Origin of the sequence: Sphaerisporangium krabiense (assembly GCF_014200435.1) — a bacterium.
Classification (GTDB): Bacteria; Actinomycetota; Actinomycetes; order Streptosporangiales; family Streptosporangiaceae; genus Sphaerisporangium; species Sphaerisporangium krabiense.
This window is the reverse complement of sequence record NZ_JACHBR010000001.1, coordinates 289,507-314,205: the sequence shown is the minus strand read 5'-3', so window position 1 is coordinate 314,205 and position 24,699 is coordinate 289,507. Positions and strand designations below refer to the sequence as shown.

Annotated in this window: 22 protein-coding genes; 8 read left to right on the top strand and 14 right to left on the bottom strand. The window is 74.0% G+C overall.

All coding sequences use genetic code 11. The features are described 5' to 3' along the window. Positions 1 to 27: 27 nt before the first annotated feature. From BJ981_RS01375 to dprE2, 3 genes are all read left to right on the top strand, one after another. Entirely contained in the window at positions 28 to 2,238 is a 2,211-nt protein-coding gene (locus tag BJ981_RS01375) for an acyl-CoA dehydrogenase family protein (RefSeq protein ID WP_184607928.1), read from the top strand. 75 nt (positions 2,239 to 2,313) lie between these two features. After that, positions 2,314 to 3,639: an FAD-binding oxidoreductase gene (gene dprE1 / locus BJ981_RS01370; RefSeq protein ID WP_184607927.1), complete on the top strand. Its 1,326-nt coding sequence runs from the start codon at positions 2,314 to 2,316 to the stop codon at positions 3,637 to 3,639. A 61-nt stretch (positions 3,640 to 3,700) separates the two neighbouring features. Next, entirely contained in the window at positions 3,701 to 4,480 is a 780-nt protein-coding gene (gene dprE2, locus BJ981_RS01365) for a decaprenylphospho-beta-D-erythro-pentofuranosid-2-ulose 2-reductase (protein ID WP_184607926.1), read from the top strand. On the opposite strand, the gene BJ981_RS01360 is transcribed toward dprE2, so the two are convergent. From BJ981_RS01360 to BJ981_RS01330, 7 genes are all read right to left on the bottom strand, one after another. Continuing rightward, the gene (locus BJ981_RS01360; protein ID WP_239139151.1) at positions 4,457 to 7,318 is read right to left on the bottom strand and encodes a fumarate reductase/succinate dehydrogenase flavoprotein subunit; all 2,862 of its coding nucleotides are present in this window, start codon (positions 7,316 to 7,318) and stop codon (positions 4,457 to 4,459) included. The two genes, dprE2 and BJ981_RS01360, sit on opposite strands and share 24 nt — an antisense overlap. Next, positions 7,315 to 8,070 carry an ABC transporter ATP-binding protein gene (locus BJ981_RS01355; RefSeq protein ID WP_204070165.1) on the bottom strand — a complete coding sequence of 252 codons (756 nt, stop codon included), beginning with the start codon at positions 8,068 to 8,070 and terminating at the stop codon, positions 7,315 to 7,317. The genes BJ981_RS01360 and BJ981_RS01355 overlap by 4 nt, the downstream gene beginning before the upstream one ends. Continuing rightward, the gene (locus BJ981_RS01350; protein WP_184607925.1) at positions 8,070 to 8,915 is read right to left on the bottom strand and encodes an ABC transporter permease; all 846 of its coding nucleotides are present in this window, start codon (positions 8,913 to 8,915) and stop codon (positions 8,070 to 8,072) included. Before BJ981_RS01350 ends, BJ981_RS01355 begins: the two co-directional genes overlap by 1 nt. Then, positions 8,915 to 10,309, bottom strand: coding sequence for an ABC transporter substrate-binding protein (locus BJ981_RS01345; protein WP_184607924.1), 1,395 nt, complete (start codon positions 10,307 to 10,309; stop codon positions 8,915 to 8,917). The genes BJ981_RS01350 and BJ981_RS01345 overlap by 1 nt, the downstream gene beginning before the upstream one ends. 11 nt (positions 10,310 to 10,320) lie before the next feature. Then, positions 10,321 to 10,548 carry a 4Fe-4S dicluster domain-containing protein gene (locus BJ981_RS01340; RefSeq protein WP_184607923.1) on the bottom strand — a complete coding sequence of 76 codons (228 nt, stop codon included), beginning with the start codon at positions 10,546 to 10,548 and terminating at the stop codon, positions 10,321 to 10,323. A gap of 43 nt (positions 10,549 to 10,591) precedes the next feature. Further along, entirely contained in the window at positions 10,592 to 11,362 is a 771-nt protein-coding gene (locus BJ981_RS01335; RefSeq protein ID WP_184607922.1) for a GntR family transcriptional regulator, read from the bottom strand. A gap of 209 nt (positions 11,363 to 11,571) precedes the next feature. Then, positions 11,572 to 12,729 carry a S1 family peptidase gene (locus BJ981_RS01330; RefSeq protein ID WP_184607921.1) on the bottom strand — a complete coding sequence of 386 codons (1,158 nt, stop codon included), beginning with the start codon at positions 12,727 to 12,729 and terminating at the stop codon, positions 11,572 to 11,574. A 351-nt stretch (positions 12,730 to 13,080) separates the two neighbouring features. Between BJ981_RS01330 and BJ981_RS01325 the strand changes: the two genes are divergently transcribed. Then, positions 13,081 to 13,614, top strand: coding sequence for a hypothetical protein (locus tag BJ981_RS01325; protein WP_184607920.1), 534 nt, complete (start codon positions 13,081 to 13,083; stop codon positions 13,612 to 13,614). Positions 13,615 to 13,704: 90 nt separating this feature from the next. Here the strand turns inward: BJ981_RS01325 and BJ981_RS01320 are convergent, their stop codons facing one another. Continuing rightward, positions 13,705 to 15,060: a S1 family peptidase gene (locus BJ981_RS01320; RefSeq protein ID WP_239139152.1), complete on the bottom strand. Its 1,356-nt coding sequence runs from the start codon at positions 15,058 to 15,060 to the stop codon at positions 13,705 to 13,707. A gap of 224 nt (positions 15,061 to 15,284) precedes the next feature. Further along, the gene (locus BJ981_RS01315; protein ID WP_184607918.1) at positions 15,285 to 16,244 is read right to left on the bottom strand and encodes a LysR family transcriptional regulator; all 960 of its coding nucleotides are present in this window, start codon (positions 16,242 to 16,244) and stop codon (positions 15,285 to 15,287) included. A 298-nt stretch (positions 16,245 to 16,542) separates the two neighbouring features. On the opposite strand from BJ981_RS01315, the gene BJ981_RS01310 reads away from it, so the two are divergent. Continuing rightward, on the top strand, positions 16,543 to 18,099 hold the full coding sequence (locus BJ981_RS01310; RefSeq protein WP_184607917.1) for an acyl-CoA synthetase: 1,557 nt from the start codon (positions 16,543 to 16,545) through the stop codon (positions 18,097 to 18,099). Positions 18,100 to 18,307: 208 nt separating this feature from the next. Next, on the top strand, positions 18,308 to 19,891 hold the full coding sequence (locus BJ981_RS01305; RefSeq protein WP_184607916.1) for an acyl-CoA synthetase: 1,584 nt from the start codon (positions 18,308 to 18,310) through the stop codon (positions 19,889 to 19,891). Between the two features lie 85 nt (positions 19,892 to 19,976). On the opposite strand, the gene BJ981_RS01300 is transcribed toward BJ981_RS01305, so the two are convergent. Both BJ981_RS01300 and BJ981_RS01295 read right to left on the bottom strand, forming a co-directional pair. After that, the gene (locus BJ981_RS01300; protein ID WP_184607915.1) at positions 19,977 to 20,618 is read right to left on the bottom strand and encodes a LysE family translocator; all 642 of its coding nucleotides are present in this window, start codon (positions 20,616 to 20,618) and stop codon (positions 19,977 to 19,979) included. Positions 20,619 to 20,751: 133 nt separating this feature from the next. Further along, complete coding sequence (locus tag BJ981_RS01295) at positions 20,752 to 21,708, bottom strand: threonine ammonia-lyase (RefSeq protein WP_239139153.1); 957 nt, start codon at positions 21,706 to 21,708, stop codon at positions 20,752 to 20,754. A gap of 75 nt (positions 21,709 to 21,783) precedes the next feature. Here BJ981_RS01295 and BJ981_RS01290 point away from each other — a divergent pair, with 75 nt between their 5' ends. Then, positions 21,784 to 22,683: a LysR family transcriptional regulator gene (locus BJ981_RS01290; protein WP_184607913.1), complete on the top strand. Its 900-nt coding sequence runs from the start codon at positions 21,784 to 21,786 to the stop codon at positions 22,681 to 22,683. Positions 22,684 to 22,692: 9 nt separating this feature from the next. Here the strand turns inward: BJ981_RS01290 and BJ981_RS01285 are convergent, their stop codons facing one another. From BJ981_RS01285 to BJ981_RS01275, 3 genes are read right to left on the bottom strand one after another with little or no spacing between them, the layout of a single operon-like run. Further along, positions 22,693 to 22,923, bottom strand: a complete 231-nt coding sequence (locus tag BJ981_RS01285; protein WP_184607912.1) for a DUF2283 domain-containing protein — start codon at positions 22,921 to 22,923, stop codon at positions 22,693 to 22,695. Positions 22,924 to 22,939: 16 nt separating this feature from the next. Then, entirely contained in the window at positions 22,940 to 23,812 is an 873-nt protein-coding gene (locus BJ981_RS01280; RefSeq protein WP_184607911.1) for a DUF4258 domain-containing protein, read from the bottom strand. After that, positions 23,803 to 24,144 carry a hypothetical protein gene (locus BJ981_RS01275; RefSeq protein WP_184607910.1) on the bottom strand — a complete coding sequence of 114 codons (342 nt, stop codon included), beginning with the start codon at positions 24,142 to 24,144 and terminating at the stop codon, positions 23,803 to 23,805. Before BJ981_RS01275 ends, BJ981_RS01280 begins: the two co-directional genes overlap by 10 nt. A 156-nt stretch (positions 24,145 to 24,300) precedes the next feature. On the opposite strand from BJ981_RS01275, the gene BJ981_RS01270 reads away from it, so the two are divergent. Beyond that, positions 24,301 to 24,699: a YbaB/EbfC family nucleoid-associated protein gene (locus BJ981_RS01270; RefSeq protein WP_184607909.1), complete on the top strand. Its 399-nt coding sequence runs from the start codon at positions 24,301 to 24,303 to the stop codon at positions 24,697 to 24,699.

The following is a 24,699-nucleotide window of genomic DNA, read 5'->3' as shown; positions in this document are numbered from 1 at the left end:
GTTCTGAGGGCCGAATCGGAGGGTGTCATGGCGATCGGATTGAGCGAGGAGCACGAGGCGCTGCGCGAGTCCGTGGCCGGCTGGGCCGAGCGCGCCATCCGGCCCGAGACCGTGCGCGAGGCGGTGGGCGCGGCCGCCGGCGCCGAGACCGAGCGGCGCCCCGCCTTCTGGCCCGGTCTGGCCGGCCAGGGCCTGCTCGGCCTGCACGTTCCCGAGGAGTACGGCGGCGCGGGCTTCGGCCTGCTGGAGACCGCGGTGGCCGTCGAGGCGCTCGGCGAGCGCGTCGCCCCCGGCCCGTACACGCCGACCGTGCTCGCCTCCGCGGTGATCCTCGCCTCCGACGGCAAGGCCCGCGCCGAGCTGCTGCCCGGCCTGGCCGGCGGCTCCCTGACCGGCGCGGTCGCCCTCGGCGGCGCGCTGACCGGCGTGCGCTCCGGCGAGGGCGTGCTGACCGTGGACGGCGCCGTGGAACCCGTCCTCGGCGGCGCGCTCGCGGACGTCCTGGTGCTGCCGGTGCGCACCGACCGGGGCGAGGAGTGGGTGGCCCTGTCCAAGGACGTCCTGACCGTCACCCCGGTCAGGAGCCTCGACCTGACCCGCGGCGTCGCCCAGGTCGAGGCCCACTCCGTGCGCGTGCCGGGGGAGCGGGTGCTCGACGGCCTGACCGGCGCGGCCGTCCGCGACACCGCGGCGATCCTGCTCGGCGCCGAGGCGGCCGGCGTCGCCGCCTGGTGCGTGCGGGCCGCCGCCGAGTACGCCAAGGTGCGCGTGCAGTTCGGCCGTCCCATCGGCCAGTTCCAGGGCGTCAAGCACAAGGCGGCCCGCATGCTGGTGGCGCTGGAGCAGGCCCGCGCCACCGTCTGGGACGCGACCCGCGCCACCGGCCCCGAGCTGGCATACGCCGCCGCCGTCGCCGGGGTCATGGCCCCCGACGCCGCCGTCCGGTGCGCCAAGGACGCCATCCAGATCTTCGGCGGCATCGGCTACACCTTCGAGCACGACGCCCACCTCTACTACCGCCGCGCGCTGACGCTGCGCGCGCTGCTCGGCCCGTCCGCCGAGTGGGCGGAGGCGGTGGCCGCGCACGCGCTGTCGGGCACCCACCGCGAGATGCGCATCGACCTTCCCGAGGAGTCCGAGGCGATGCGCGCCGCGATCCGCGGCGAGATCGCCGAGATCGCGGCGCTGGAGGGCAAGGAGCAGCGGCGCGCCCTCGCGGCCAAGGGCTTCGTGATGCCCTACCTTCCCGCCCCGTGGGGGCGCGGCGCGGCCCCCCTGGAGCAGGTGCTCATCCACCAGGAGCTGAAGGCCGCCCGGGTGCGCCTGCCCCAGATGATCATCGGCGCCTGGGTGGTGCCGTCCATCGCCGCGTACGGCACGCCCGAGCAGCAGGAACGCTTCCTGCCCGCCACGCTGTCCGGCGAGCTGATCTGGTGCCAGCTCTTCAGCGAGCCGGGCGCGGGCTCCGACCTGGCCTCGCTGCAGATGAAGGCGGAGAAGGTCGAGGGCGGCTGGCGGCTCAACGGCCAGAAGGTCTGGACGTCCATCGCGCACGTCGCCGAATGGGGCATCTGCGTCGCCAGGACCGACCCGTCCAAGCCCAAGCACGACGGCATCACCTACTTCATCGTGGACATGAAGGCCCCCGGCGTCACCGTGCGCCCGCTGACCGAGATGACCGGCGAGAACCTGTTCAACGAGGTCTTCTTCGACGACGTGTTCGTCCCGGGCGACCTGGTCGTGGGCGAGGTCGGCGACGGCTGGCGGGTCGCGCGCAACACCTTGTCCAACGAGCGCGTGTCCCTGTCGTCGGGGTCGGGCGGCACCGGATCCTCGGTCCCGGACCTGCTCGGGCTGGCCTCCCGGCTCGGCCGCGAGCTCACCCCCGCCGAGCGGCTCCAGCTCGCCGAGGTGGTCTGCGAGGGCCACTCCATCAACGCGCTCAGCCTGCGGGTCACGCTGAAGCAGCTCGCCGGGTCCGAGCCGGGCGCCGACGCCTCGGTGCGCAAGCTGCTGTCCACCTCGCACGCCCAGAACGTGGCCGAGTGCGCGGTGAGCCTGCTCGGCGCGTCCGCGGTGACCGCCGCCGACATGAAGCTCGGCGACGCGGGCTACTGGAACCGCGCCGTGCTGTCCACCCGCGCCATGACCATCTACGGCGGCACCACCGAGGTGCAGCTCAACATCATCGCCGAGCGCATGCTCGGCCTTCCCCGGGATCCGGAACCGGGCAAGTAGGGCCCCGGCGCGCCGGTGTCCCGCTCACGGGGCCGGGCGCCGTCCCGCCCGCGTGGGCTAGGGTGTGGCATCGAGATGACCTTCCTGACCGGCTGGGGACGCACCTCGCCCACCCCCGCCACGCTCGTCGCGCCCCGCACCGTGGCCGAGCTCGCCGCCCTGGTCGCCGGGTCGCCGCCGCGCGGCCTCATCGCCCGCGGCCTCGGCCGGGCCTACGGCGACGCCGCGCAGAACGCGGGCGGGCTCGTCGCCGACCTCACGCGGCTGGAGCCGGGCTGGTCGCTCGACCCCGCCACCGGCGTCGTCACCGCCTCCGGCGGGACGAGCCTGCACGACCTGATGACCGGCCTGGTGCCCAAGGGCTGGTTCGTCCCGGTCACGCCGGGAACCCGGCACGTCACCGTGGGCGGGGCCGTCGCCGCCGACGTGCACGGCAAGAACCACCACCTGGACTCCTCCTTCGGCGCCCATCTCCGCTCGCTCACGCTGCTCACGGCCGACGGGACGACCCGCGTGCTGACGCCGTCCGACGAGACGTTCTGGGCGACCGTCGGCGGCATGGGCCTCACCGGCGTGGTCGTCGAGGCGAGCTTCGGCTGCGTGCCCATCGAGACCTCCCGGGTGCGCGTGGAGGTGACCCGCACCCGCGACCTGGACCACACCCTGGAGGTCATGGCCGCGACCGACGACGGCCACCGCTACACCGTTGCCTGGGTCGACCTGCTCGCGCGGGGCGCGCGGACGGGACGCGGCGTGCTGACGCGCGGCGACCACGCCCGCCGTGACGAGATCCCCCGCGCCCGCGACCCGCTGGCGTTCGCCCCGGCGGCGCGGGTGGCCGCCCCGCCGTGGGCGCCGAACGGGCTGCTCAACCGGGCCACCGTGCGCGCGTTCAACCAGGCGTGGTACGCCAAGGCCCGCGAGCGGCGGGTGATCCAGGACATCGCGCCGTTCTTCCATCCTCTGGACTTCATGGAGGGCTGGAACCGGATGTACGGGCCACGGGGGTTCGTGCAGTACCAGTTCGCCGTCCCGTTCGGCGCGGAGGACGTATTGCGGCGGGTGGTGTCCCGGCTGTCGGCCGACGGCGTGGTGTCGTTCGTCCCCGTGCTCAAGCGGTTCGGGCCCGGCACGCCCGGCATGCTCTCCTTCCCGCTGCCCGGCTGGACGCTCGCGCTGGACGTCCCGGCCGGCCTGCCGGGGCTCGCGCGCCTGCTGCGCGTCTTCGACACGTGGGTGGCCGAGGCAGGGGGGCGTCTCTACCTGGCCAAGGACTCCCGCATGCGGGCCGAACTGCTGCCCGTGATGTACCCGCGCCTCGCCGAATGGGCGAGGATACGACAGAGCCTGGACCCCGAGGGGATCTTCCGGTCCGACCTCGCGAGAAGGCTCGGCCTGTGACGTGCGCATCCGGCGAGGAGGCTCGGCCCGTGACGTGTGACCTGGTGAGGAGGCCGGACCGGTGAGGAACGCCCTGGGCGCCGTGGACTCGGTGCTGCTGCTCGGCGGACGCAGCGAGATCGGCCTCGCCACGGCCGAGCTCCTGGTCCGCGCCGGCGCCCGCACGGTCGTCCTGGCGACCCGCCCGACCCCGGCCGCGGCGGCGCGCGCCGCCGACGGGGACGGGCCCGCCGGGCGGCTCACGCGGCTCGGGGCCGAGGTGCACGAGATCGACTTCGACGCCGCCCGTCCCGAGACGCACGCCAAGGCGATCGACACCGCCGCGCGCCTGGCCGGCGACCTCGACGTCGTGATCGCCGCGTTCGGCGTGCTCGGCGACCAGGCCGCCTACGAGGACGACCCGGTCTCGGCGGCCGAGTCGGTGGCCGTCAACCTCGGCGGCCACGTCTCCGCCGGACTGTCGGTCGCCCGCCGGCTGCGCGAACAGGGCCACGGCACGCTCGTCGTGCTCTCCTCGGTCGCGGGCGTGCGCGTGCGGCGGGCGAACTTCGTGTACGGCGCGGCGAAGGCGGGCCTGGACGGCTTCGCCCAAGGGCTCGGCGACGCCCTGCACGGCTCCGGCGCCCGCGTGATGGTGGTCCGCCCGGGGTTCGTCAAGGGCCGCATGACCAAGGGCCTGCCGGCCGCCCCGATGGCGACGACCCCGGCGGAGGTGGCCGTCGCCGTCGTCCAGGGCCTGCGGGACGGCTCGCCCGTCGTGTGGGCGCCCCGCGGGCTCCGCCTGGTGTTCACGGCGATGCGCGTGCTGCCCCGCGCGCTATGGCGCCGCCTGCCCCGCTAGCCGCGTGGTTGCGAGGGCACGGCGGGCGTAGGCGCGGACGTCGGCGTCGGAGTCGTCCAGGGCGGGGCGGAGCGCGGCCGCGGCATCCGGATGAACCTTCACGAAGTCGGACAGCGCGAGCACCGCCGCTTTGCGGACGTCGAGGTTCGCGTCGGACAGGGCGGCGGCCAGCGGGCCGATCGCCACCTCGGCGGGCGCGGCCGACAGCCCCCGCGCCGCGCCCACGCGCACCTCCCAGCTCGCCTCGGCGGCCAGGGAGCGCACGGCGATCCCGGCGAGCGGCGGGGGTGCGCCGGCGCCCGCGGACGCCTCCAGGGCCGCCGCGCGGACGAGCGGCTCCGGATCCCCGGCCAGCGCGGCGAGCGCCGCCACGACCGGCGACCTGGCGTCCCCGTCCCCGCCGATGTCCCCGGCGGTGTCTCCGGCGCCGTCCCCAGCAGGGTCCGCATGCGCGTCCGTCGCTATCGTGCCGAGGGCCCTGGCGGCGGCGACGCGGACCTCGCGGGAGGGGTCGGCGGCGGCGCGGGCCACCGCCACGGCGTCGTCGAGCGAGACCAGCCCGCGGACGGCGGCGATGCGGACCCCGGGGTCGGGGTCGGCGAGCGCGGTCGCGAACACCTCGGAGTCGCCGAGCCGCAGGGCGCGCAGCGCGTCCAGGACGACGGCGCGCGCCACGGGGTCGCCGGCCGCCGCGGCGCCGCGGAGCAGGCGTCCGAAGCCGGGGGAGGAGGGGAGGATCTCCAGAAGCTCCCTGAGTCCGGTGGCGGCGGCCCGGCGCACGGTGCCGTGCGCGTCGCCGAGCGCCTGGACCAGCGCCTCGCCGACGCCGTCCGGCGTGGTCTCGGTGAGCGTGACGACCGCGGCGCGCCGCACCTTGGGGTCGGGGTCCGACAGGTACGGGGCGAGGTGGGACAGCGGCGGCTGCTCCTCGGCCAGCCGCACGAGTTCGAGGATGCGCGGCGAGCGCCCGATGGCCTCGACGGCCAGCCGCCGCGCCGCCGCGGTCCGCCCGCGCGCGTTCCCCGCTCCCGGCCCGCCGGCGTGCCCGCCGCCCTCCTGCGCGGACGCGGCGTCACCACGGGCGGCCGGCGTCCCGGAGGGTTCGTGGGGGCCGAGCTCGACCGGGACGGCGGCGCGGGGCGTGAAGCCCTCCACGGGCACCAGGTACGGCTCCACGGGCCGCTTGACGAAGGACATGCGGCCGGACGCGTCCTTGCGCAGGTTCAGGTGGTAGAGCCAGCGCTCGTCGTCGCGCTCGGGCAGGTCGGCGCGGTCGTGGTAGAGGCCCCAGCGGCTCTCGTCGCGCACCAGGGAGGCGCGCGCCGCCATCTCGGCGCAGTCGCGGATGAAGTCGACCTCGGCGCAGCGCATCAGCTCGTGCGGGGTCCGCGCGCCCATCGCCGCGATCTCGCCGCGCATGCGTTCGAACGTCTCCAGCGCGATGCGCAGCTTGGCACCGGACTTCGGCGGGGCCACGTAGTCGTTGACGAACCGGCGCAGCTTGTACTCCACCTGCGGCTGCGGCGGCCCGCCGGGGTTGCGCAGCGGCCGGTAGACCAGCGCGTGGGCGTCGGCGATCTGGTCCTCGGGCAGCGACTCCGGCTCGGTGAACGCCTGGCTCGCGTGGGCCCCGGCCAGGTCGCCGAAGACGAACGCCCCGATCATGTAGTTGTGCGGCACGCAGGCCAGGTCCCCGGCCGCGTACAGGCCGGGCACGGTGGTGGCGCCGTTCTCGTCCACCCACACCCCGGACGCCGAGTGCCCGCCGCACAGCCCGATCTCGGAGATGTGCATCTCGACGTCGTGGGTGCGGTAGTCGTGCCCGCGCCCGGCGTGGAAGGTGCCCCGCGTCGGACGCTCGGTGGTGTGCAGGATGTCCTCCAGCGCCGTGATGGTCTCGCCGGGCAGGTGGCTGAGCTTGAGGTAGATGGGCCCGCGGGCCGACCCGATCTCCTTCGCGACCTCGGCCATCATCTGGCCCGACCAGTAGTCGCAGTCGACGAACCGCTCGCCCTCGTTGTTGACCTGGTAGCCGCCGAACGGGTTGGCCACGTAGGCGCACGCGGGCCCGTTGTAGTCCTTGATCAGCGGATTGATCTGGAAGCACTCGATGCCGCTGAGCTCCGCTCCGGCGTGGTAGGCCATGGCGTGGCCGTCCCCGGCGTTGGTGGGGTTCTCGTAGGTGCCGTACAGGTAGCCGCTGGCGGGCAGGCCGAGCCGTCCGCAGGCCCCGGTGGCGAGGATGACCGCGCCCGCCGACACCGTGACGAACCGCCCGGAACGGGTGTCGAACCCGGCGACCCCCGCCGCGCGGCCGTCCTGGACGAGCACCCGGACGGGCATGACCCGGTTCTCGACGCGGACGCGCTCGCGGATCTCGCGGCGCCGCAGCACGCGGTAGAGCACCTTCTTGACGTCCTTGCCCTCCGGCATGGGCAGTACGTAGCTGCCGGACCGGTGCACGCGGCGCACGTTGTACTCGCCGTGCTCGTCCTTCTCGAACTTGACGCCGTAGCGCTCCAGCCGCCGCACCATCTCGTACCCGCGGGTGGCCGTCTGGTGGACGGTGCGCTGGTTGACCACGCCGTCGTTGGCGCGGGTGATCTCGGCGACGTAGTCCTCGGGCGTGGCCCTGCCGGGGATGACGGCGTTGTTGACCCCGTCCATGCCCATGGCGAGCGCGCCGCTGTGCCGGACGTGCGCCTTCTCCAGCAGGATCACGTCGGCGCCGCGCTCGGCGGCGGTGATGGCGGCCATCGTGCCCGCGGTGCCGCCGCCCACGACGAGCACCTCGCAGGACAGGCGCAGCCGGTCGTCCAGGGACGGGATCTCCATCATGAAAGCTCCTGCAGTTCGGCGAGGATCCTGCCCCGCAGCGCGGCGCCGGCCCCCGGCGCGCGGTCGTTGTCGTGGACGGCGTGCACCCCGCCCCGGCCGAGCACGGCGACGCGGTCGGCGAGCAGCAGCGCCTCCTCCACGTCGTGGGTGACGAAGACGACGGTGGCGGGCGCGTCCCGCAGCACCTGGGCGAGCAGGCGCTGCATGACGGCGCGCGTCTGGGCGTCCAGGGCGCCGAACGGCTCGTCCATGAGGACGGCGCGGGGGGCGCCCGCCAGGGAACGGGCGAGCTGGACGCGCTGCCGCATCCCGCCGGACAGCTCGCGGGGGAGGCGGTCCTCCCAGCCGGCGAGGCCCACCCGCCCGATCCAGTCCTGGGCGGCGGCGCGCCGCGCGGCCCTCGGGACGCCGCGGATGTCCAGCGGCAGCTCGACGTTGCCGCGCACGGTGCGCCAGGGCAGCAGGGCGTCGTCCTGGAAGACCATGGCGCGGTCGGGTCCCGGGCCGGTGACGGGCACGCCGTCGGCGGTCACCGTGCCGCCGTCCGGCGCGAGCAGCCCGGCCACGGCACGCAGGATCGTGGACTTGCCGGAACCGGACGGCCCCACGATCACCAGCACCTCGCCGGGCCGCGCCTCCAGGTCCACCTCGCCCAGCACCCGCCGCCCGCCGTACCCGAGGGACACCCCCGTGAGGCGGATGCCCATGCCGGTCCTGGCCGGCGCCGTCTCGCGGGCGGCGGTGTCCGGCATCACGAGGCCCCCTCGGCGCGCGGCAGCCACCGGGTGAGCCGCCGTCCGAGCAGTTCGACGCCGGCCGAGGTCAGCCAGCCGAGCAGGCCGATGGTCGCCATGCCGACGATCACCCCCGGGTAGTCGACGACCGTGTACGCCTGCCAGGTCCGGTAGCCGACGCCGAACTCGCCGGAGATCATCTCCGCGGAGATCACGCAGATCCAGGCCACGCCCATGCCGACCGACAGGCCGCCGAACACGCCGGGCAGCACGCCCGGCAGGATCACGTTCACCAGCACGCGCCGCCGCCCGCCGCCCATGGTGCGCACCGCGTCCTCCCACAGGGTGGGCAGCGCCCGCACGGCGTGGCGGGTGCTCACCATGACGGGGAAGAAGGCGGCGGCGAACGTGATGAACACGATGCCCTGCTCGTCGCGCGGGAAGACGAGGATCGCGATGGGGACCAGCGCGATCGCCGGGATCGGCCGCGCGACCTCCAGCAGCGGCAGCAGCAGGTCGCCGGCGCGCGGCGAGCGGGCCACCAGGACGCCCACGGCGACGCCGAGCACGGCCGCCAGCGTGAACCCGCTGAGGATGCGGATCAGGCTCTGCGCCAGGTCCAGGTAGTAGCCCGGCTCCGACAGCCGCCGCCCGAACGTGCCCGCGACCTCCGAGGGGGAGGGCAGCCGGTCGAAGCGCAGCCAGAGCCGCGCGTCCGCGGTGGTCAGGAGCTGCCACAGCGCGGCGGCGGCGGCGAGCGAGGCGGCCCTGAGGAGCCGGTTCGGCCGTCCCGCCCTGCGGGTCCTGGCGGGCGGCGCCTGCCGTGCCCCGGCGAGCGGGCCTGGCGCCGTGCCGACCGGCATCATGCCTCCTTCAGCGCGGTGCGGAAGTCCACGACCCGCGCCGCGCCGTGCCCGGACACGTACTCCTCGGCCCCGGCCGTGGTGGTGAAGGGCAGGAACCGGGAGGCGGCGTCCCTGGCGGGGTCGCGCACCCAGACCGCCTTGTCGGCGAACCAGCGGGTGCCCGTGGCCGCGTCGGGGACGTAGGCGGCGCGGTAGGTCCCGCCGAGGTCCCGGATCTGCCGCAGCAGGCAGGTGGGGGTCGCGGCGGGCCGGGTCGTGGTCCCCGAGACCCACAGCTCGCCCGCCGTGCCCGGGTCGCCCACCGGCACGCCGCACGCGGGGTCGGCGCCGGTGATCCGCGCCGGGTTCGCGGTGGCGGCCACGTCGGCGGCGTACGAGGAGCCGTACACGGCGCGCAGGAAGGAGTCGTCGGCGAAGCGCGACACCTCGACGGGTTTGAAGTCGCCGCCGATGGAGGCCAGGTACGGCACGTCGTTCCGCAGCGCCTCGACCAGCCGGGGCTTGAGCGTGACGTCGAACGTCGCGATGCCGTTCGGTCCGTTGTAGAGGTAGACCACCTCGGCGGGCAGCCCGGTCGCCTTCGCCACGGCCTCGGCGGCCTCCAGCGGGTGCTCGTGCAGGTACCGGGTCGCGTCGATCTGCGCGCCGAGGAACGCCCGCACGACCTCGGGCCGCTCCTTGGCGTACGCCCTGCGCACGACGACGCCGTGGAAGGTCGGCACCCCGAGCGCGGACCCGTCGTACAGCAGCCGCGCCTGACCCTTGAAGACCAGCAGCCCCGGCCAGGCCACGAACTGCGCGTACGCGGCGACGTCGCCCGCCTGCAGGGCCGAGGCCCCCACCGGCGGCTGCTGGTTCACGGTCTCGACGCCGTCGACGCCCGCGCGGCGCAGCGCCTGGACGAGCGTGCCGTGGCCCGCCGAGCCGACGCTCGCCGAGACCTTGCCCCCCTTCAGGTCCGCCAGCGTCGTGGCGTGGGAGCCGGGCGCGACGACGACCATGTTGAGGCCGCCGCGCAGGTTGTAGCCGGTGACCGACACCAGGGCGGTGCGCGCGGTCTCGGCGGCCTGCGTGCGCGAGGCGTTGATCAGCAGCGGGTAGTCGCCCATCGAGCCGATGTCGATCTTCCCGGCGACCATCTTGGCGGTGATCGGCGCGCCGGTGTCGTAGTCCTGCCACTCCACCCGGTACTTCGGGCCGAGCCGCCGCTCCAGGTAGCCGAGCGACCGCAGCAGCGTGCCCGCGGTCACGGTGTTTATCGTCTTGGACTGGTAGCCGACGACCAGGGTGATCTCGTCGCTGGAGGAGGCGTTCCCCGCGACCGAGCAGCCCGGCAGGAACGCGACGGCCGCCAGGGCGGTCGCGGCGGCGGCGCGGATCCTCACGCGCATCCGGCGGCCTCTCATCGCAGCAGGTAGGGGATGTTGACGGTGACGGCGTCGACCGGGCACCGGTCGGCGCACGGCCCGCAGTACCAGCACTCGTCCACGTGCATGTACGCCTTCCCGCTCACCTCGTGGATGGCCAGGGAGTCCAGCGGGCAGACGTCCACGCACAGCGTGCAGCCGTCGATGCACAGCGCCTCGTTGATCGTGACCGGCACGTCGAGCCGGGTGTTGGCCAGGGTCATCGCCGCTCCTCGCAGGGGTTCTCCGGTGGCAGGGGTTCTCCGGTCACGCCTCGCCGGCGGACCGCGTCAGATGGCCGCGCATGGTGAGCCGGTCGCCGCGGAAGCGGATGAACTCCAGGTCCACCGGCCGCCCGTCCGCCAGGTGCGCGAGCCGCTCGACCATGAGCAGCGCGGCGCCCCTGGCCGCGTCCAGGACGGCGGCGGTGTGGGCGTCGGCGTTGACGGCCTCGACCGTGAGCTCGGCCATGCCCAGGGGCTGTCCGGCGATCCGCTCCAGCAGCACGAAGATGTCGTTGTGCGCCAGGTCGGCCTCGAACAGCGGCTCGCCGACCTCGCGCACCAGGTAGGTGAGGTCGAGGGACAGGGGCACCCCGTTCAGCCGCCGCACGCGCTCGACGTAGACGACCGGCTCGCCCTCGGGGATCTCCAGGCGGGCGCTCACCGCCGCGGGCGGGCGGATGAGCCCCATCGTCCGCACCTCGTTGGTCACCTCGCCGTGCTCGCGCAGGGTCTCGGCCAGGCCGAGCAGCCGGTGCAGCCCGTGCGGGTACTTCTCGGCCGCCACGCGGGTGCCGACGCCGGGGCAGCGGTCGATGAGCCCTTCCTCGCGCAGCAGGTCCAGGGCCTCGCGGATGGTGTTGCGCGAGGTGCCGAACTCGCGGGCGAGCGCCGCCTCCAGCGGAAGGTGGCCGCCGTCGTAGTGGCGATGGGTGATCTGGCGGCGGAGCAGGTCGGCGATCTGCCTGGCCCGGTCGGCGCGGCGTCGCACGGCGTCGGTCAGCACGGGGACGTCCCGCGCCCGGCTCGCTTCCATGGCGTCTCCCGTCCGTCTCGGCTGCTGCGCACCCAAACCTATCTAGCAGGTAGGAAAAGGTGAATAACGCGGAGATTGCGCCACTCCTGGCGCGGACGGGAGCGCTGTGACCTGCGGGTTCGGCGGCGGTCGCCGGAGAACCGCCACCGGGAACGACGAAGGCGCCGCCGTCCTGGGGGGAGGGACGGCGGCGCCTTGTGTTGGGCGTGCTAGCTCGTGGCGAGCGTCAGGCCGTAGGTGGAGAGGATCTCGTTGACGGGCTGGAAGAAGGTCGTGCCGCCGGAGGAGCAGTTGCCCGATCCGCCGGAGGTCACGCCCTGCGCCTGGTTGCCGGAGATGAACGAGCCACCGGAGTCACCGGGCTCGGCGCAGACGTTGGTGCGCGTGACCTCGCGCACGGTGCCCTGCGAGTACGTCACGCTGGTGTTGCGCTGCTGGACGGTGCCGCAGTGCCAGCCGGTGGTGGAGCCGGACCGGCAGATCGAGGCGCCCTCGACGGCCACCGTGGAGCCGCGGACGGCGACGTTGGCGCCGCCGCTGCCCTTGACGACGCCGACCGGGGTCCAGCTGCTGTTCACCGACACCCACGAGTAGTCGTTGCCGGGGAACGAGGAGCCCTGGAAGGTGCCCTGCGCGACCCGGTTGAACCCGGACGTCGTGTTGCCGGCCCTGCCGCAGTGGCCGGCGGAGACGAAGCCCGGCGTGGTGCCGCGCCGCACCGAGAAGCCGATCGAGCAGCGGCTGCCGCTGCCGATGTAGTAGGCGTCGCCGCCGCGCAGGTCGTAGAACGTCCGCGGGGCCTCGCTCGACCGCTCGACGCGGACGGCGGCCTTGTCGGCGCCGCTGGCCGCGACGAACGCCTCGGCCTCGGCGGGCTGGGACGACTGGACGACGACGCTGTTGCTGCGCACGTCGACGAACCAGACGGGCGTGGACTTCGGCGCCTTCGCGGCGGCGTTGTCCAGGGCGCCCTTGACGGCGTTCAGCTCGGCGAGGCTGCGCTCGACGACCACGGCCTGGACGCCGGTGCCGGACACCTTGGACGCCGCGTCGGCGTCGGTGGTGGCGACCGTCAGCGTGGCGGAGGTGGGCCCGCTGAGCCAGGAACCGGCGAAGCCGGCGCCCAGGCTCTCCCGGACCTTGGCCTCGGCGCCGGTGAGGCGCGCCTCGTTGAGCAGGCGGGACTCGGCCTGCTCCTTGGTGATGCCGAGATCGCGGCTCATCGCGTCCACCATGGTCGGCGCGGGCTGCGACGGGGCGGAGCCGGCCGCCAGGGGGTCGCGGTCGGCGAGCGCCGGGGTGGCCAGGATGGTGAGAGTGCTGATCGCCAAGGCGCATCCGGCGGTGACCGTGCGTCTACGGAGCATGGGCTCTCCTCATGTTCGGGGGGTGCCGTCACCGTAACCGGCGGCGCGCGTGACGCGGAGCTATCGTTTCGCCCATATCATCGAGTTATGACCCGCCCAATTACTATCTGTCGGACATATCGGTCAAGGACGTATATATCTCCCTGAAGCCAAGGGCTTCGGGTTTACGCGACCGGAACCCGCCGGGGTCGGAGAATTTTCCGCCGTGAATGCGAAATGAATGGGTCTATGTCGCGAATATGGGCGTTGCCTGGGCGATGAAGGGGCGGGCAGAATGTGTCACCGTGTTTCGCCTCTTCATGGCGAAATGGACATCCTCCCGCATTCCCTCTCCTCCGATTTGGAGTAGAAATGTCAGGATTCACGCCCCGTTGGCGCCAGGCCGTTGCCGTGCTGGTCACGGCCCTCTCCGGCGCCTCCGTCGCGGTTCTGCCGTCCATATCGGCCTCGGCCGCGGCGTCCTCTCCGGAGCCCCTGCCCAGCGTCCCCGTCTCCGTGCCGAAGCCCGGCGCCAAGGCCGCCGAGCTCGTTTACTACGGCACCAGAATCACCAACACCCGCCCCGCCCGTCCGAAGACCGGGGACTCGTGGGTCAGCTATTTCACGCTCCACGACCTGCGTAAGAATCGCGTCGGCGACGGAACCACCCGGTGTTCCGCCGCCGCCGTGACCCAGCATGGTGTCATCGCGCAGTGCACCCGCGTACTGCGCACCCGCGGCGACCAGGTCGTCCTGCTCGGCATGGACGACCGTTCCGGCGGGCCGCCGTGGAACACCACCGCCGCGATCGTCGGCGGCACCGGCCGGTTCGCCGGCGTGACCGGCGCGGCCCAGGTCGCGATCTCCGACCGCCACCTCGTCTTCAAGATCCAGCCCGTGGGCTGAGCGCGGGAAAGGCGCGGCGCCGCCGTCCAGGGCCGGACGGCGGCGCCGCTTGTCGTGCGATGGTCTTCCCGGCCGCGGCCGGGTGGGGCCTTACGGCTTGGTCAGGCCCAGGGTGTAGGCGCCGCCGCCGCTGTAGGCGTGGACGCGCACCCGGTAGGTGCCCGCCGTGCCGGTGTAGGTCACGGTCTCGTCGGGGTTCGGCGTGGTGCCGCTCGCGACGTCGGTCCAGGTGGAGCCGTTGAGCTTCTGCAGGTAGATGTCGTAGTCCGTGCCGGAGGGGCCGTCGAGGCAGAGACGGTGCACGCCGGCGTTGGCGGTGTAGGAGCCGCCGCTCGGCTGGTACTGGCTCTGGTTGCTCGTCAGCGTGCCGCTCAGCGTCTGCTGGTAGCCGGTGCAGCCCGTCGGGTCGGGGCCGCCGCCGCCGGTGGTCTTCAGCGTCAGGCCATAGGTCGAGAGGATCTCGTTGACCGGCTGGAAGTAGGTCGTGCCGCCGGAGGAGCAGTTGCCCGACCCGCCGGAGGTCACGCCCTGCGCCTGGCTGCCCGAGATGAACGAGCCGCCGGAGTCACCGGGCTCGGCGCAGACATTGGTGCGGGTCACCTCGTAGACGGTGCCCTCTTGGTAGGTCACGCTGCTGTTGCGCTGCTGGACGCTGCCGCACCGCCAGCCGGTGGTCGAGCCGGACCGGCAGATCGAGGCGCCTTCCACGGCGACGGTGGAACCGGCGACCTGGATGTTCGCGCCGTTCTGGACGACCCACGGCTGCGGGGTCCAGTTGCTGTTGGTCGCGATCCACGAGTAGTCGTTGCCGGGGAACGACGAGCCCTGGAAGGTGCCCTGCGCGACCCGGTTGAACCCGGAGGTCGAGGCGCCGGTCGAGCCGCAGTGGCCGGCGCTGACGAAGCCGCCCTGGGTGCCGCGGGTGACCGGGAAGCCGATCGAGCAGCGGCTGCCGCTGCCGATGTAGTACGCCTCGCCGCCGCGCAGGTCGTACAACGGCCGCGGGGCCTCGTCGGAGACCTCGACGCGGATGGCGCTCCTGTCGGCGCCGCTGGCCGCGATGAACCCCTCGGCGTCCGCCACCTGGGGGGTCCTGACCACGACGGCGTTGGAGCGCACGTCGACGTACCACACCGGGGTGGACTTCGTGGAGACCTTCCGGCTGGCCCGGTCGAGGGCCTCCTTGGCGGCGTCCAGGGACGCCAGGCTGTGCTTGACGACCTTGGCCTGCACGCCGGCGCCCGACACCGACGACGTCGAGGCCGAATCGCTGGTGGCGACCGTCAGCGTGGAGGAGGTCGGGCCGCTCAGCCAGGAGCCGGCGTAGCGGCTGCCGAGCTGCTTGCGGATCCGGGCCTCGACGTTCGTCAGGCGTGACTCGTTGAGCAGGCGGGATTCGGCCTGCTCGGCGGTCAGACCCAGGTCGCGCTGAAGCGCCTGGATCATACCCGCCGGGGGCTTGACCGCGGAGATTGCGGACTGGCCCGAAAATTCGGGTTCTGCGCTGGCCGGAGAGGCGAGAAAAGCCACAACGCCGGCCGTGACGGCGCACGCTGCGGTGAACGCGCGGCTACGGAGCATGAGTACTCCCTGGTGTTTGGGGGATGCGCCGCCACCGTAGCCCGCGAACCCGTTGCGAGCGGAACTATCGTTTCGGTCCTATCGCCGCATTATGGAACCGTCCCAAAATGGGGATTACGCACCAACCATTCGGCGTACGGCGCGCTGCGCCGGATGGCGTCGTCGTGGGCGTCCCGCGCGTGGTGCGCGATGGCCCGCGCGGCCCGGGCGGCGAGCGAGTCGGAGTGCCAGCCGAGCAGGTGCCTCCAGCGCAGCGGCGCCCCCACGAGCGGGATCATCACCAGGCCCGCCGTCAGCTCGAACGTCGCCTGGCAGAGCACCGCGGCCTTGCCGACCTTCGCCAGGTGGAGGCAGGTCGCCACGTCCGTCTCGTACACCGTCTTGGGGACGAAGCCGGCCCGGGCGCACGCGCCCGCGAAGCAGTCGGCGAAGCAGCCGTCCCCGGGGGCCACGGCCCATCCCTCGTCGGCGAGGCTCGCCAGCTCCAGCTCCTTCTCCCCGGCGAGCGGGTGGCGCTCGCTGAGCAGGGCGAAGACGGGGTCGGTTCCCACCACGCTCCAGATCATCGCCTCGGCCGAGGGGGGCGGGGTGTCGCCGCAGGTGCCGATGAGCGCGAAGTCCAGCCGCCCGGCGCTGACGAGCGAGGTCAGCTCCCGCGCCGACCAGGACGTGCTCGTGCTGACGGGGGTGTTCGGGTGCGCGGCGGTGAGGCGCTCCACCAGGCCGCCGAGGATCGGGCCATGGGTGGCGCCGATCCGGAAGCCGGGGATTCCCTCGTAGCTGTTGGCGAACCGCACCGCCTCTTCCTGGAGTTCTCGTACGGCGGGCAGCAGGACGCGTGCCCGGGTGAGGACCAGTTGACCGAGGGGGGTGGGGCGCGCGCCGTTCCTGTCGCGCTCGAAGAGAGCGCCGCCGAGTGTGCGTTCGATGCGTTTCAGCTGCGCGGTTAGTGACGGCTGGGCCAGACCTAACTGGGTGGCCGCCTTGGTGACGCTCCCGGCCTCAGCGACCGCGCGCACGATCTTGAGGTGTCGGAGCTCCAGATCCATACCGGAAACGTACGACCACCGCGATATGGTCGCAATACCGCCTTGTCATGAAAATTTACAGTTATTTGTCGGGTAACGCCGAAGGCATCCTCCACACCCGCCCCTTTCGTGCGCATCCATCCCAGGTAAACGGACTATTCCCGCCACATCACCCATGCGCGTGCGCGGCCGGGACCGGAACGTCTTCCCGCCGGCGATCCGCCCGCCCTGTCAGGCCCGGGGCGGGGAGGCCGCGCCCGGTTCGCCGCGCCGGATCCCGGGGAGGTCACCGGCATCGACGCCGGACCAGGGAGGCCCGATGGGATCGCTCGGCTTCTGGAGGCTCGCGGAGGCGGACCCGGAATGGATCGCGGCGGTCGACCCCGACGGCACGCGGCACGCCGCCGGCGACCTGCTCACCCGCGCCGACCGGCTCGTCCACGCGCTGCGCGCCCTCGGACTGAGGACGGGGGACGGCTTCTGCGGGCTCGTGCCGAACGGCGTCGACGGCCTCACGCTCTACCTCGCGGCCCTGCGGGCGGGCTGGTACTACACGCCGGTCAACTGGCACTTCACCGGACCCGAGATCGCCCACATCGTCGCCGACAGCGAGGCCAAGGCGCTCTTCGTCCACGAACGGCACGCCGCCGAGGGCACGCGCGGCGCCGGGCCCGTCGCCCCGGACCGGCGGTTCTCGTTCGGCGACATCCCCGGGTTCCGCCCGGTCGCGGAGCTGACCGGCGGGCATCCCGGCACCCCGCCGCCCGGGCGCACCGCCGGGGCCACCATGCACTACACCTCCGGCACGACGGGCAGGCCCAAGGGCGTCCGGCGCCCGCTGAGCGGCCTCGACCCCGACGACGCGGCGGAGATGACGACGGCGCTGCTCACGATGTTCGGCGTCACCTCCGGCAGGCCGAACGTCCACCTGGTCACCTCGCCCGCCTACCACACCGCGGTCACGCTGTTCAGCGGCACGGCCCTGCACATGGGGCACACCCTGGTCTACATGGATGAATGGGATGCCGAGGAGATGCTGCGGCGCTGCGCGGCGTACCGGGTGACCAGCTCCCACATGGTGCCCACGCACTTCAAGCACCTGCTGTCCCTGCCCGAGGAGGTCAGGCGCGCCCACGACCTGTCCTCGATGCGGTGGATCATCCACGCGGCGGCCCCCTGCCCCGTCCCGGTCAAGCGGGCCATGCTCGACTGGTGGGGCGACCGCGTGTACGAGTACTACGCGGCGACCGAGGGCGGCGGCGCGATCGCCACGCCCGAGGACTGGCGGAAGCACCCCGGCACGGTGGGCAGGGCGTGGCCGTTCAGCGCGCTGCTCGTCGCGGACGACGAGGGCCGCCCGGTCCCCGCGGGCGTCCACGGCACCGTCTACATGAAGCTCGGCAGGGGCGGCTTCGCCTACAAGGGCGACCCCGGCAAGACCCGCGAGAACCGGCTGGTCAGGGAGGACGGCGAGTACTTCACGGTCGGCGACGTCGGCCACCTGGACGAGGACGGCTTCCTGTTCCTCCACGACCGCAAGGCCGACGTGATCATCTCGGGCGGGGCCAACATCTACCCCGCCGAGATCGAGAACGAGCTGATGGTCCACCCGAAGGTGGCCGACGTCGCCGTGTTCGGCGTCCCGGACGAGGAGTGGGGCGAGCGGGTCAAGGCCGTCGTCGAGCCCCTGCCCGGCGCCGAGCCCGGCCCGGAACTCGCCGCCGAGCTCCTCCGGTCCCTTGAGGGCCGCGTCGCCCGGATGAAGTGGCCGCGCTCCATCGACTTCGTCGAGGCGATGCCGCGCGATCCGAGCGGCAAGCTGCTCAAGCGCAAGCTGCGCGACCCCTACTGGGCGGGCCGCGACCGTGCCATCTGACCGGCGTCCGGACCTTCCCGGCCTCCGGGCGCGGCCCGTCCCGGCAGGGAGATCGGCTGTTGTCCGGGCGCATGCGCCTTCCCCCTGATATGAAGCGAAGTGGCCGGCGAACCTGGGGCTCGCGGAGGAGAACGAGGCACGGAGCGGGACGAGTCCGGGGCCAACGGCCCGGAGCCGCGACATCCCCCAGGACACGAGGAGCCCCCCGATGGAGTTCAACCACGCCGACCTCTTCGAGGGACTGGCCGACGCGATCGGCGACCGGGTCGCCGTGGTCTGCGGCGAGCGCCGCCTCACCTTCGCCGAGCTCGACGCGCACGCCAACCGCCTCGCCCACTACCTGGCCGAGCGCGGCGTGCGCCCCGGCGCGCACGTCGGCCTCCAGCTCTACAACGGCGTCGAGCACATCGCGGCGCTGCTCGCCGTCCTCAAGATCAGGGCGGTCCCCGTCAACGTCAACTACCGGTACGTCGAACGCGAGCTGGTCTACCTCTACACCGACTCCGACATCGCCGCACTGCTGTACGACGTGGACTTCGACGACCGCGTGGCCGCGGCCGCGCCCCGCTGCCCGAGGCTCGCCACCCTCGTCGCCGTCGGAGGGCCCACGCGCGTCGCCGGGGCCGTCCCGTACGAGCGGGCGCTGGCCGGGCGGCCGGACGGGCGCGACGGTTTCCCCCGCCGGTCCGGGGACGACCTCTACATCATCTACACCGGCGGCACCACCGGCATGCCCAAGGGCGTCATGTGGCGGACCAGGGACCTGTTCGCGGCGTTCGGCGGCGGCAACCCGTTCGGCCCGCCGCTCACCGAGCCGCGCCAGGTCGTCGAGACCGCGAGCGGCTCGCGCGGGGTCGTCATGATGCCGGCGGCCCCGCTGGCGCACGGAGCCGCGCAGATGGCCACCTTCATCACCTGGTGGATGGGCGGGACCGTCGTCTACACGCGCAGGTTCGACGCCGTGGAGGTGCTGCGCGCGATCGAGCGCGAGAAGGTGTTCGGCGTCACCATCACCGGCGACGCCATGGCGCGGCCCCTCGCCGACGCGATCGCCGGCGGCGCCTACGACCTGTCGTCGCTGACGGCGATCAGCTCGACGGGGGCGATCCTCAGCGGCGCGGTGCGGGAACGGCTCGGCGAGCTGCTGCCGCACGTGCTGATCCGCGACGGTTTCGGCTCCACCGAGTCCGGCTTCACCGCCGCCGCCGTCCCCGGCTCGTCCCCGGAGTCCGGCCTGCGGTACCGGCCCCTCGGGGCCGCGACGCTGGCCGTGCTCGACGACGCGCTGCGGCCGGTGCGGCCCGGCTCGGGGGAGGTCGGGACGCTCGCCACGGCGGGGAACATCGCCGTCGGCTACTACAACGACCCCGAGAAGACGGCGCGCGCCTTCGTCACCGACGCGGCGGGCACGCGGTGGCTGCTCACCGGCGACCTCGCCACGGTCGAGGAGGACGGCGCGATCCTGGTGTTCGGGCGCGGGTCCCAGTGCATCAACAGCGGCGGCGCGAAGGTCTTCGCCGAGGAGGTCGAGGCCGTGCTCAAGGGCCACCCCGAGGTGTTCGACGCCGTCGTCACCGGGGTGCCCGACGAGCGCTGGGGCAGCAGGGTGGCCGCCGTGGTCGAGCCGCGCCGGGGCGCCGCGCCGACCGCCGGCGAACTGGACGCCTACTGCCGGGGCCGCCTGTCGGGGTACAAGGTGCCGCGCACGTACGCGTTCGTGGAGAACCTGGTGCGCTCCCCGTCCGGCAAGGCCGACTACCGCTGGGCCGGGGCCGTCGCCACATCCGCGTGAGCACGCCGTCCTCGCCGTGAGATCCGTCCCGGCACGGCCCTGCCCGTGGCGCCGCCGGCTGTGCCCCGCCGCGCGCCGCCTGGCCTCACGCCTTGCGGGGGCCGTCTCCGGCGAGGGCGGCCACCGCGCCGAGGCCGAGGTAGACGAGGCCGCTCGCCACGTCGAGCCGCCGCGTGGCGGTCGCGGAGCGGCGCAGGCGGCCGGCGAGCGCGGCCGACAGCAGCGCGTACGTGCCGTCGCTGGCCATGCCGAGGACGATCCAGATCGCGCCGAGCAGCGCGATCTGCGCCGCCACCGGGCCGCGCGCCGGGTCGGCGAACTGCGGCAGGAAGGCCAGGAAGAAGATCGCGGTCTTGGGGTTGAGCACGTTGACGACGAACCCCTCCGTGAACAGCCGCGGCCGGGACGCCGGGCGCGTCACCCGCTCGGCCTCGCCGCCGGGCCGGGAGAGGAGCTTGCGCAGCCCGAGCCACACCAGATAGGCCGCGCCCAGGTACTTCACCAGCGTGAAGGCCGTGGCCGACGCGGCCAGCAGCGCGCTCAGCCCGAGCGCGGCGGCCACCACGTGGACGGCCGAGCCGGTGTGGACGCCCGCCACCGAGACCAGCCCGGCCGAGCGGCCCTGCGCCACGCTGCGGGTGACGATGTAGACGACGGCGGGACCTGGCACGAGCAGCAGCGCGAGCGCCGCCGCGGCGAACACCGCGAGCGTGGTGACGGATGGCATGCCGCAAATGCTAGGAAGCCGCCCATGTCACCGTCCACGCCATTTCCGCGGCCCGTCGCCCTCGGCGCCGGCCGCGCGTGCTCGGCTGCGGGGCCGGAACGCGTGCTCGGCTGCGCGGCCGGACGCCGTCCCGTCAGGCCAGGACGCGCCGCAGCTCGGCCGGCCCGGCGTTGCCGCCCGTGCAGACCAGGCCCACCTTGAGGCCCGCGAACGCGTCCTTCCGGGCGAGGAGCGCCGCCGGCGGCGCGGCGCCGGCCATCTCGGCCAGCGTGTGCGCCTCGCTGAGCAGCAGCCACTGGGCGGCCCTGATGTCGTCGTCGGAGACCAGCACGAAGTCGTCCAGCCCGCGCAGGATCTCCTGAGGCAGGGCGAAGGCGGAGCCCGTGGCCAGTCCGTCGGCGGCGGTCCGCACCGGTCGCCGCACCAGCCGTCCCTCGCGCCAGGAATCGTGCGCGGCGGGCGCGCCCGCGGACTGCACCGCGACGACCCGGCAGCGCGGCGCGACGGCCCGCGTCACCAGGCACGCCGCCGAGGCCCCCGTGCCCGCCCCCACGGGCACGACGATCACGTCCAGGTCGGGCCGCTCGGTGAGCATCTCCAGGTAGAGCGAGCCGACCCCGGCGATCAGGTCCGGGTCGTCGGCGACGCCGACCAGATGCAGGCCGCGCTCCCCGGCGAGCGCGGCCGCGTGCTCGCCCGCCTCGACCATGGTGGCGCCCTTGATCTCGACGGTGGCCCCCAGGGCGCGCACGGCCGCGACCTTGGCCTCGTTCGGGTTCTCCGGCATCACGATCGTGCACGGCGCGCCGAACAGGCGCGCCGCGTAGGCGATGGACTGGGCGTGGTTGCCGGTCGAGTAGGCGAGCACCCCGCGCTCGCGCCGGGACCGCGGCAACCGGGCGAGCAGGTTGATGCCGCCGCGCACCTTGAAGGCGCCGGTGGGCTGGACGTTCTCGTGCTTGACGTGGACCTCCGCGCCGAGCCGCTCGTTGAGCACGGGGTAGGACCACATCGGGGTCCGCGGCAGGTGGGCGGAGACCAGGCGGGCCGCGTCGAGGACGGCGGTGATGGACGGAGGCGTGGCGGTCACGTTCCCACGGTCGGCCATCGTCCACCCATAAGTCCAATGCCAATTCCCGGGCGAACCCATCGATACGATTGATGAATGCTCGACATCCTGCGGCTACGCGTCCTCGACGCCGTGGCCAGGACCGGCTCGGTCACGGCGGCGGCAAGAGAGCTGAACTACTCACAGCCGTCGGTCAGCCACCACCTCGCCCGGCTGGAGGCCGAGACGGGCGCCGTCCTGATCCGGCGCGCGGGCCGTGGCGTCCGGCTCACCGAGGCGGGCCGGCTGCTCGCCGACCGCGCCGCCGAGATCATCGGACGGCTCGACTCGGCCTCGGCCGAGCTGGCGGCGCACGTCGGCATGCGGGCGGGCCGGGTCAGGCTCGCGGCGTTCCCCTCCGCGCTCGGCACGTTCGTCCCCGCGGCCGCCGTCCGGCTGGCGCGCGCCCATCCCGGCCTGGACCTGCGGCTGGCCGAGGCCGAGCCGCCCGAGGCGCTCGCCATGCTGCGGGCGGGCCGGGCCGACGTGGCGGTGACGTTCCACCACGGCCGCCAGGACCTCGCCGAGGACGGCGGCGTCCGCCTCACGCCCCTCTTCGAGGATCCGACCCTCCTCGTGACGGCGGGCGCGGCGGATCCCGCGGCCCGTGACGCGGGGAACGACGTGCCGGCCGCGTACGCCGGGGCCAAGTGGATCGCCGGGTGCGACCGCTGCCGCGGCCACCTGCTCGACCTGTGCGCCGCGGCGGGCTTCGAGCCCGCCGTCGCGTTCACGACCGACGACTACGTGGCCGTGCAGGCCATGGTCGCGGCCGGTCTCGGGGTCACGGTGCTGCCCGCCCTGGCCCTGTCCGCGCACCGGCACCCGGGCGTGCGGGTGACCGCGCTGCCCGGGGCGTCCCGGCGGGTCTTCGCCGCGACCTACGGCGAGCCTCCCGACCCGCCCGCCACCACGGCCCTGCTGGAGGCGCTGCGCGAGGCCGCCGCGGCCCGGTGAGACGCGGGGTCAGAGCTCCTCGGGGTCGTGGGCCTGGGCGAGCAGCTCGGGGCGCAGCACCTGGGAGGCGCCGATGATCTCGATGCCGAGCAGCAGGCCCTGGGCGTCCAGGTCCAGGATGGCCTCGCCCCGCAGGGCGTCGGCATCGACGAGGACCTGTGTCTCGGCCTCGCCCTGGCCGATGTGGTCGACCAGGTAGACGTACGCGACGTCGTTCTCCTCGTCGTATTCGATCCGCACGGGTGAAGTCCTCTTCCTATCGGCGGTACGTCGTGATGATCTTGCCGGTCTTCTTGTTCCTGACGACGGCGACATGACGGCCGAGGTGCACCACCGTGTCGGCGGTCTTCCCGGGAACCTGCCGCCCGGTCGCGATGGCCTGCTGCACCATGTCGTCGCTGATGCCTCGCTGGCTCTGGCGCTTGCGCGCGTGCCCGGAGGTGCCGCCACCGCCGCCCTTCTTGCCGCGCCCCATCGTCATCATGAGGTCGTCCAGCGGGTTCCCGCCACGCCCCGGCGCGCCGAACCCCCGCGGCGTGGCCACCCGGCCCCCGGCCCCGGCGAGGGCCGGCCCGCCGCCCGGGCCGCGCGCGCTCCTGAGGATGTTCGCCAGCGGCTCGGTGACCCGGCGGGTGAGGCCGGGGGCGAGCACCCGGGCTCCGCCCTCGCCGGCCTCGCGCAGGATCCTCGCCATGGCGTACCGCGTGGCCAGCACGGTCGCGGTGGCCGTCCCGAGCGCCAGGGGGCCGCCGGCGAGCATGGCGGACGCGAGCCGCACGGCGGCGACCGCCGCCTGCGAGATGATCGCGATCTTGGTGCCGGTGACGACGGTCGCGGCGCCGTCCAGCAGCACGGGCGCGTAGCGGGTCGCGTGCGCGGCGAGGCCCAGGTGCCCGCCGCCGCCCGTCCTGTCCCAGTGGCCGGACAGGGCCGTCGCGGACGCTCCCTGGTAGGTCCCCGAGGTGCGCAGGACGGTCCCGTCCGCGCCCTGCGCCGCGGTGCCGGAGAGGCGGCCGAGGTCGCGCCACGCCTGCGCCTCCGCGCGCAGCTCGCTCTCGCGGATGTTCGGCCAGGGCACCCCGGCCAGGTTGAGGACGGTCGCGGCCCACGGGGGCAGCATCACGTCCATGTGGCCCCCGGGACGTCCGATCCGCCCAGGTCGTCCAGGCCGCCGGTCACGTCGTCCTCCACGAACCTGACCCGCCCGGTCGCGGCGCCCATGGCGTCGCCCGTGGCGCCGACCACGTCGCCCATGTGCGCGAACGCGGCGAGCGCGGTGTCCTTGCACTGGACGTAGGCGGCGACCAGCGGGCCCATCAGCCCGTCGTCCCCCCACGACGCCGCGCCGTCCCCCCGCGCGGTCAGCGCCCGGACCGCGGACGCGTACTCCGCCCCGTGGACCCGCAGGCGCGTCGCGGACGCCTCCAGGGTCTCGTGGGTCATGTCAAAGCCCCGTTCCATGCCCGCAGGCTAGCCATGATCGTGGGGGTTCGCTGGGTATTACGGCGTTCGTCGGGACTGCCCGCTTCAGATGGAGAGCGTCCGGATTCGCCGCCGGATCGATGATCGGCCGCTAGCATCCTGACGAGACGCCGACCCCCGAGGAGGGAGCCAGCCGTGTCGTCACCGTCGCCGACCCCGTGGACCGACGACCTCGAACACCTGGAGCTGATCGTCCGCGGCGCCGAGGACGCCCTGCGCGGCCTCATGGAGGCGCAGGACGAGATCGCCCGGGTCACCGGGGAGGGCGAGGGCGCGGACGGCCTCATGTCGGTGGCCGCCGACGGCCGGGGGCGGCTCACGTCCGTCCGGTTCGACCCGCGCGTCATGCGGCTGAGCCCCGAGGAGCTGGGCCGGGAGGCGCTGGCGGCGATCAGCCGGGCGCAGGACGCCGCGGGCCGGCGCGCCCGGGACATCGCCGCGCGGGCGGCGGAGCGCGCCGCGCCGCTCCCCGAGGCGCTCGACGAGCGCTTCGTCCGTCAGCGGGTCGAGCGGATCGCCCGCGAGGCCGGATGA

Coding starts and splice junctions, on each gene's coding strand:
- BJ981_RS01375 (WP_184607928.1), top strand. CDS start 28: ATGGCGATCGGATTGAGCGAGGAGCACGAGGCGCTGCGCGAGTCCGTG.
- dprE1 (WP_184607927.1), top strand. CDS start 2,314: ATGACCTTCCTGACCGGCTGGGGACGCACCTCGCCCACCCCCGCCACG.
- BJ981_RS01360 (WP_239139151.1), bottom strand. CDS start 7,318: ATGATGGAGATCCCGTCCCTGGACGACCGGCTGCGCCTGTCCTGCGAG.
- BJ981_RS01355 (WP_204070165.1), bottom strand. CDS start 8,070: ATGCCGGACACCGCCGCCCGCGAGACGGCGCCGGCCAGGACCGGCATG.
- BJ981_RS01350 (WP_184607925.1), bottom strand. CDS start 8,915: ATGCCGGTCGGCACGGCGCCAGGCCCGCTCGCCGGGGCACGGCAGGCG.
- BJ981_RS01345 (WP_184607924.1), bottom strand. CDS start 10,309: ATGCGCGTGAGGATCCGCGCCGCCGCCGCGACCGCCCTGGCGGCCGTC.
- BJ981_RS01340 (WP_184607923.1), bottom strand. CDS start 10,548: ATGACCCTGGCCAACACCCGGCTCGACGTGCCGGTCACGATCAACGAG.
- BJ981_RS01335 (WP_184607922.1), bottom strand. CDS start 11,362: ATGGAAGCGAGCCGGGCGCGGGACGTCCCCGTGCTGACCGACGCCGTG.
- BJ981_RS01330 (WP_184607921.1), bottom strand. CDS start 12,729: ATGCTCCGTAGACGCACGGTCACCGCCGGATGCGCCTTGGCGATCAGC.
- BJ981_RS01325 (WP_184607920.1), top strand. CDS start 13,081: ATGTCAGGATTCACGCCCCGTTGGCGCCAGGCCGTTGCCGTGCTGGTC.
- BJ981_RS01320 (WP_239139152.1), bottom strand. CDS start 15,060: ATGATCCAGGCGCTTCAGCGCGACCTGGGTCTGACCGCCGAGCAGGCC.
- BJ981_RS01315 (WP_184607918.1), bottom strand. CDS start 16,244: ATGGATCTGGAGCTCCGACACCTCAAGATCGTGCGCGCGGTCGCTGAG.
- BJ981_RS01310 (WP_184607917.1), top strand. CDS start 16,543: ATGGGATCGCTCGGCTTCTGGAGGCTCGCGGAGGCGGACCCGGAATGG.
- BJ981_RS01305 (WP_184607916.1), top strand. CDS start 18,308: ATGGAGTTCAACCACGCCGACCTCTTCGAGGGACTGGCCGACGCGATC.
- BJ981_RS01300 (WP_184607915.1), bottom strand. CDS start 20,618: ATGCCATCCGTCACCACGCTCGCGGTGTTCGCCGCGGCGGCGCTCGCG.
- BJ981_RS01290 (WP_184607913.1), top strand. CDS start 21,784: ATGCTCGACATCCTGCGGCTACGCGTCCTCGACGCCGTGGCCAGGACC.
- BJ981_RS01280 (WP_184607911.1), bottom strand. CDS start 23,812: ATGGACGTGATGCTGCCCCCGTGGGCCGCGACCGTCCTCAACCTGGCC.
- BJ981_RS01275 (WP_184607910.1), bottom strand. CDS start 24,144: ATGGAACGGGGCTTTGACATGACCCACGAGACCCTGGAGGCGTCCGCG.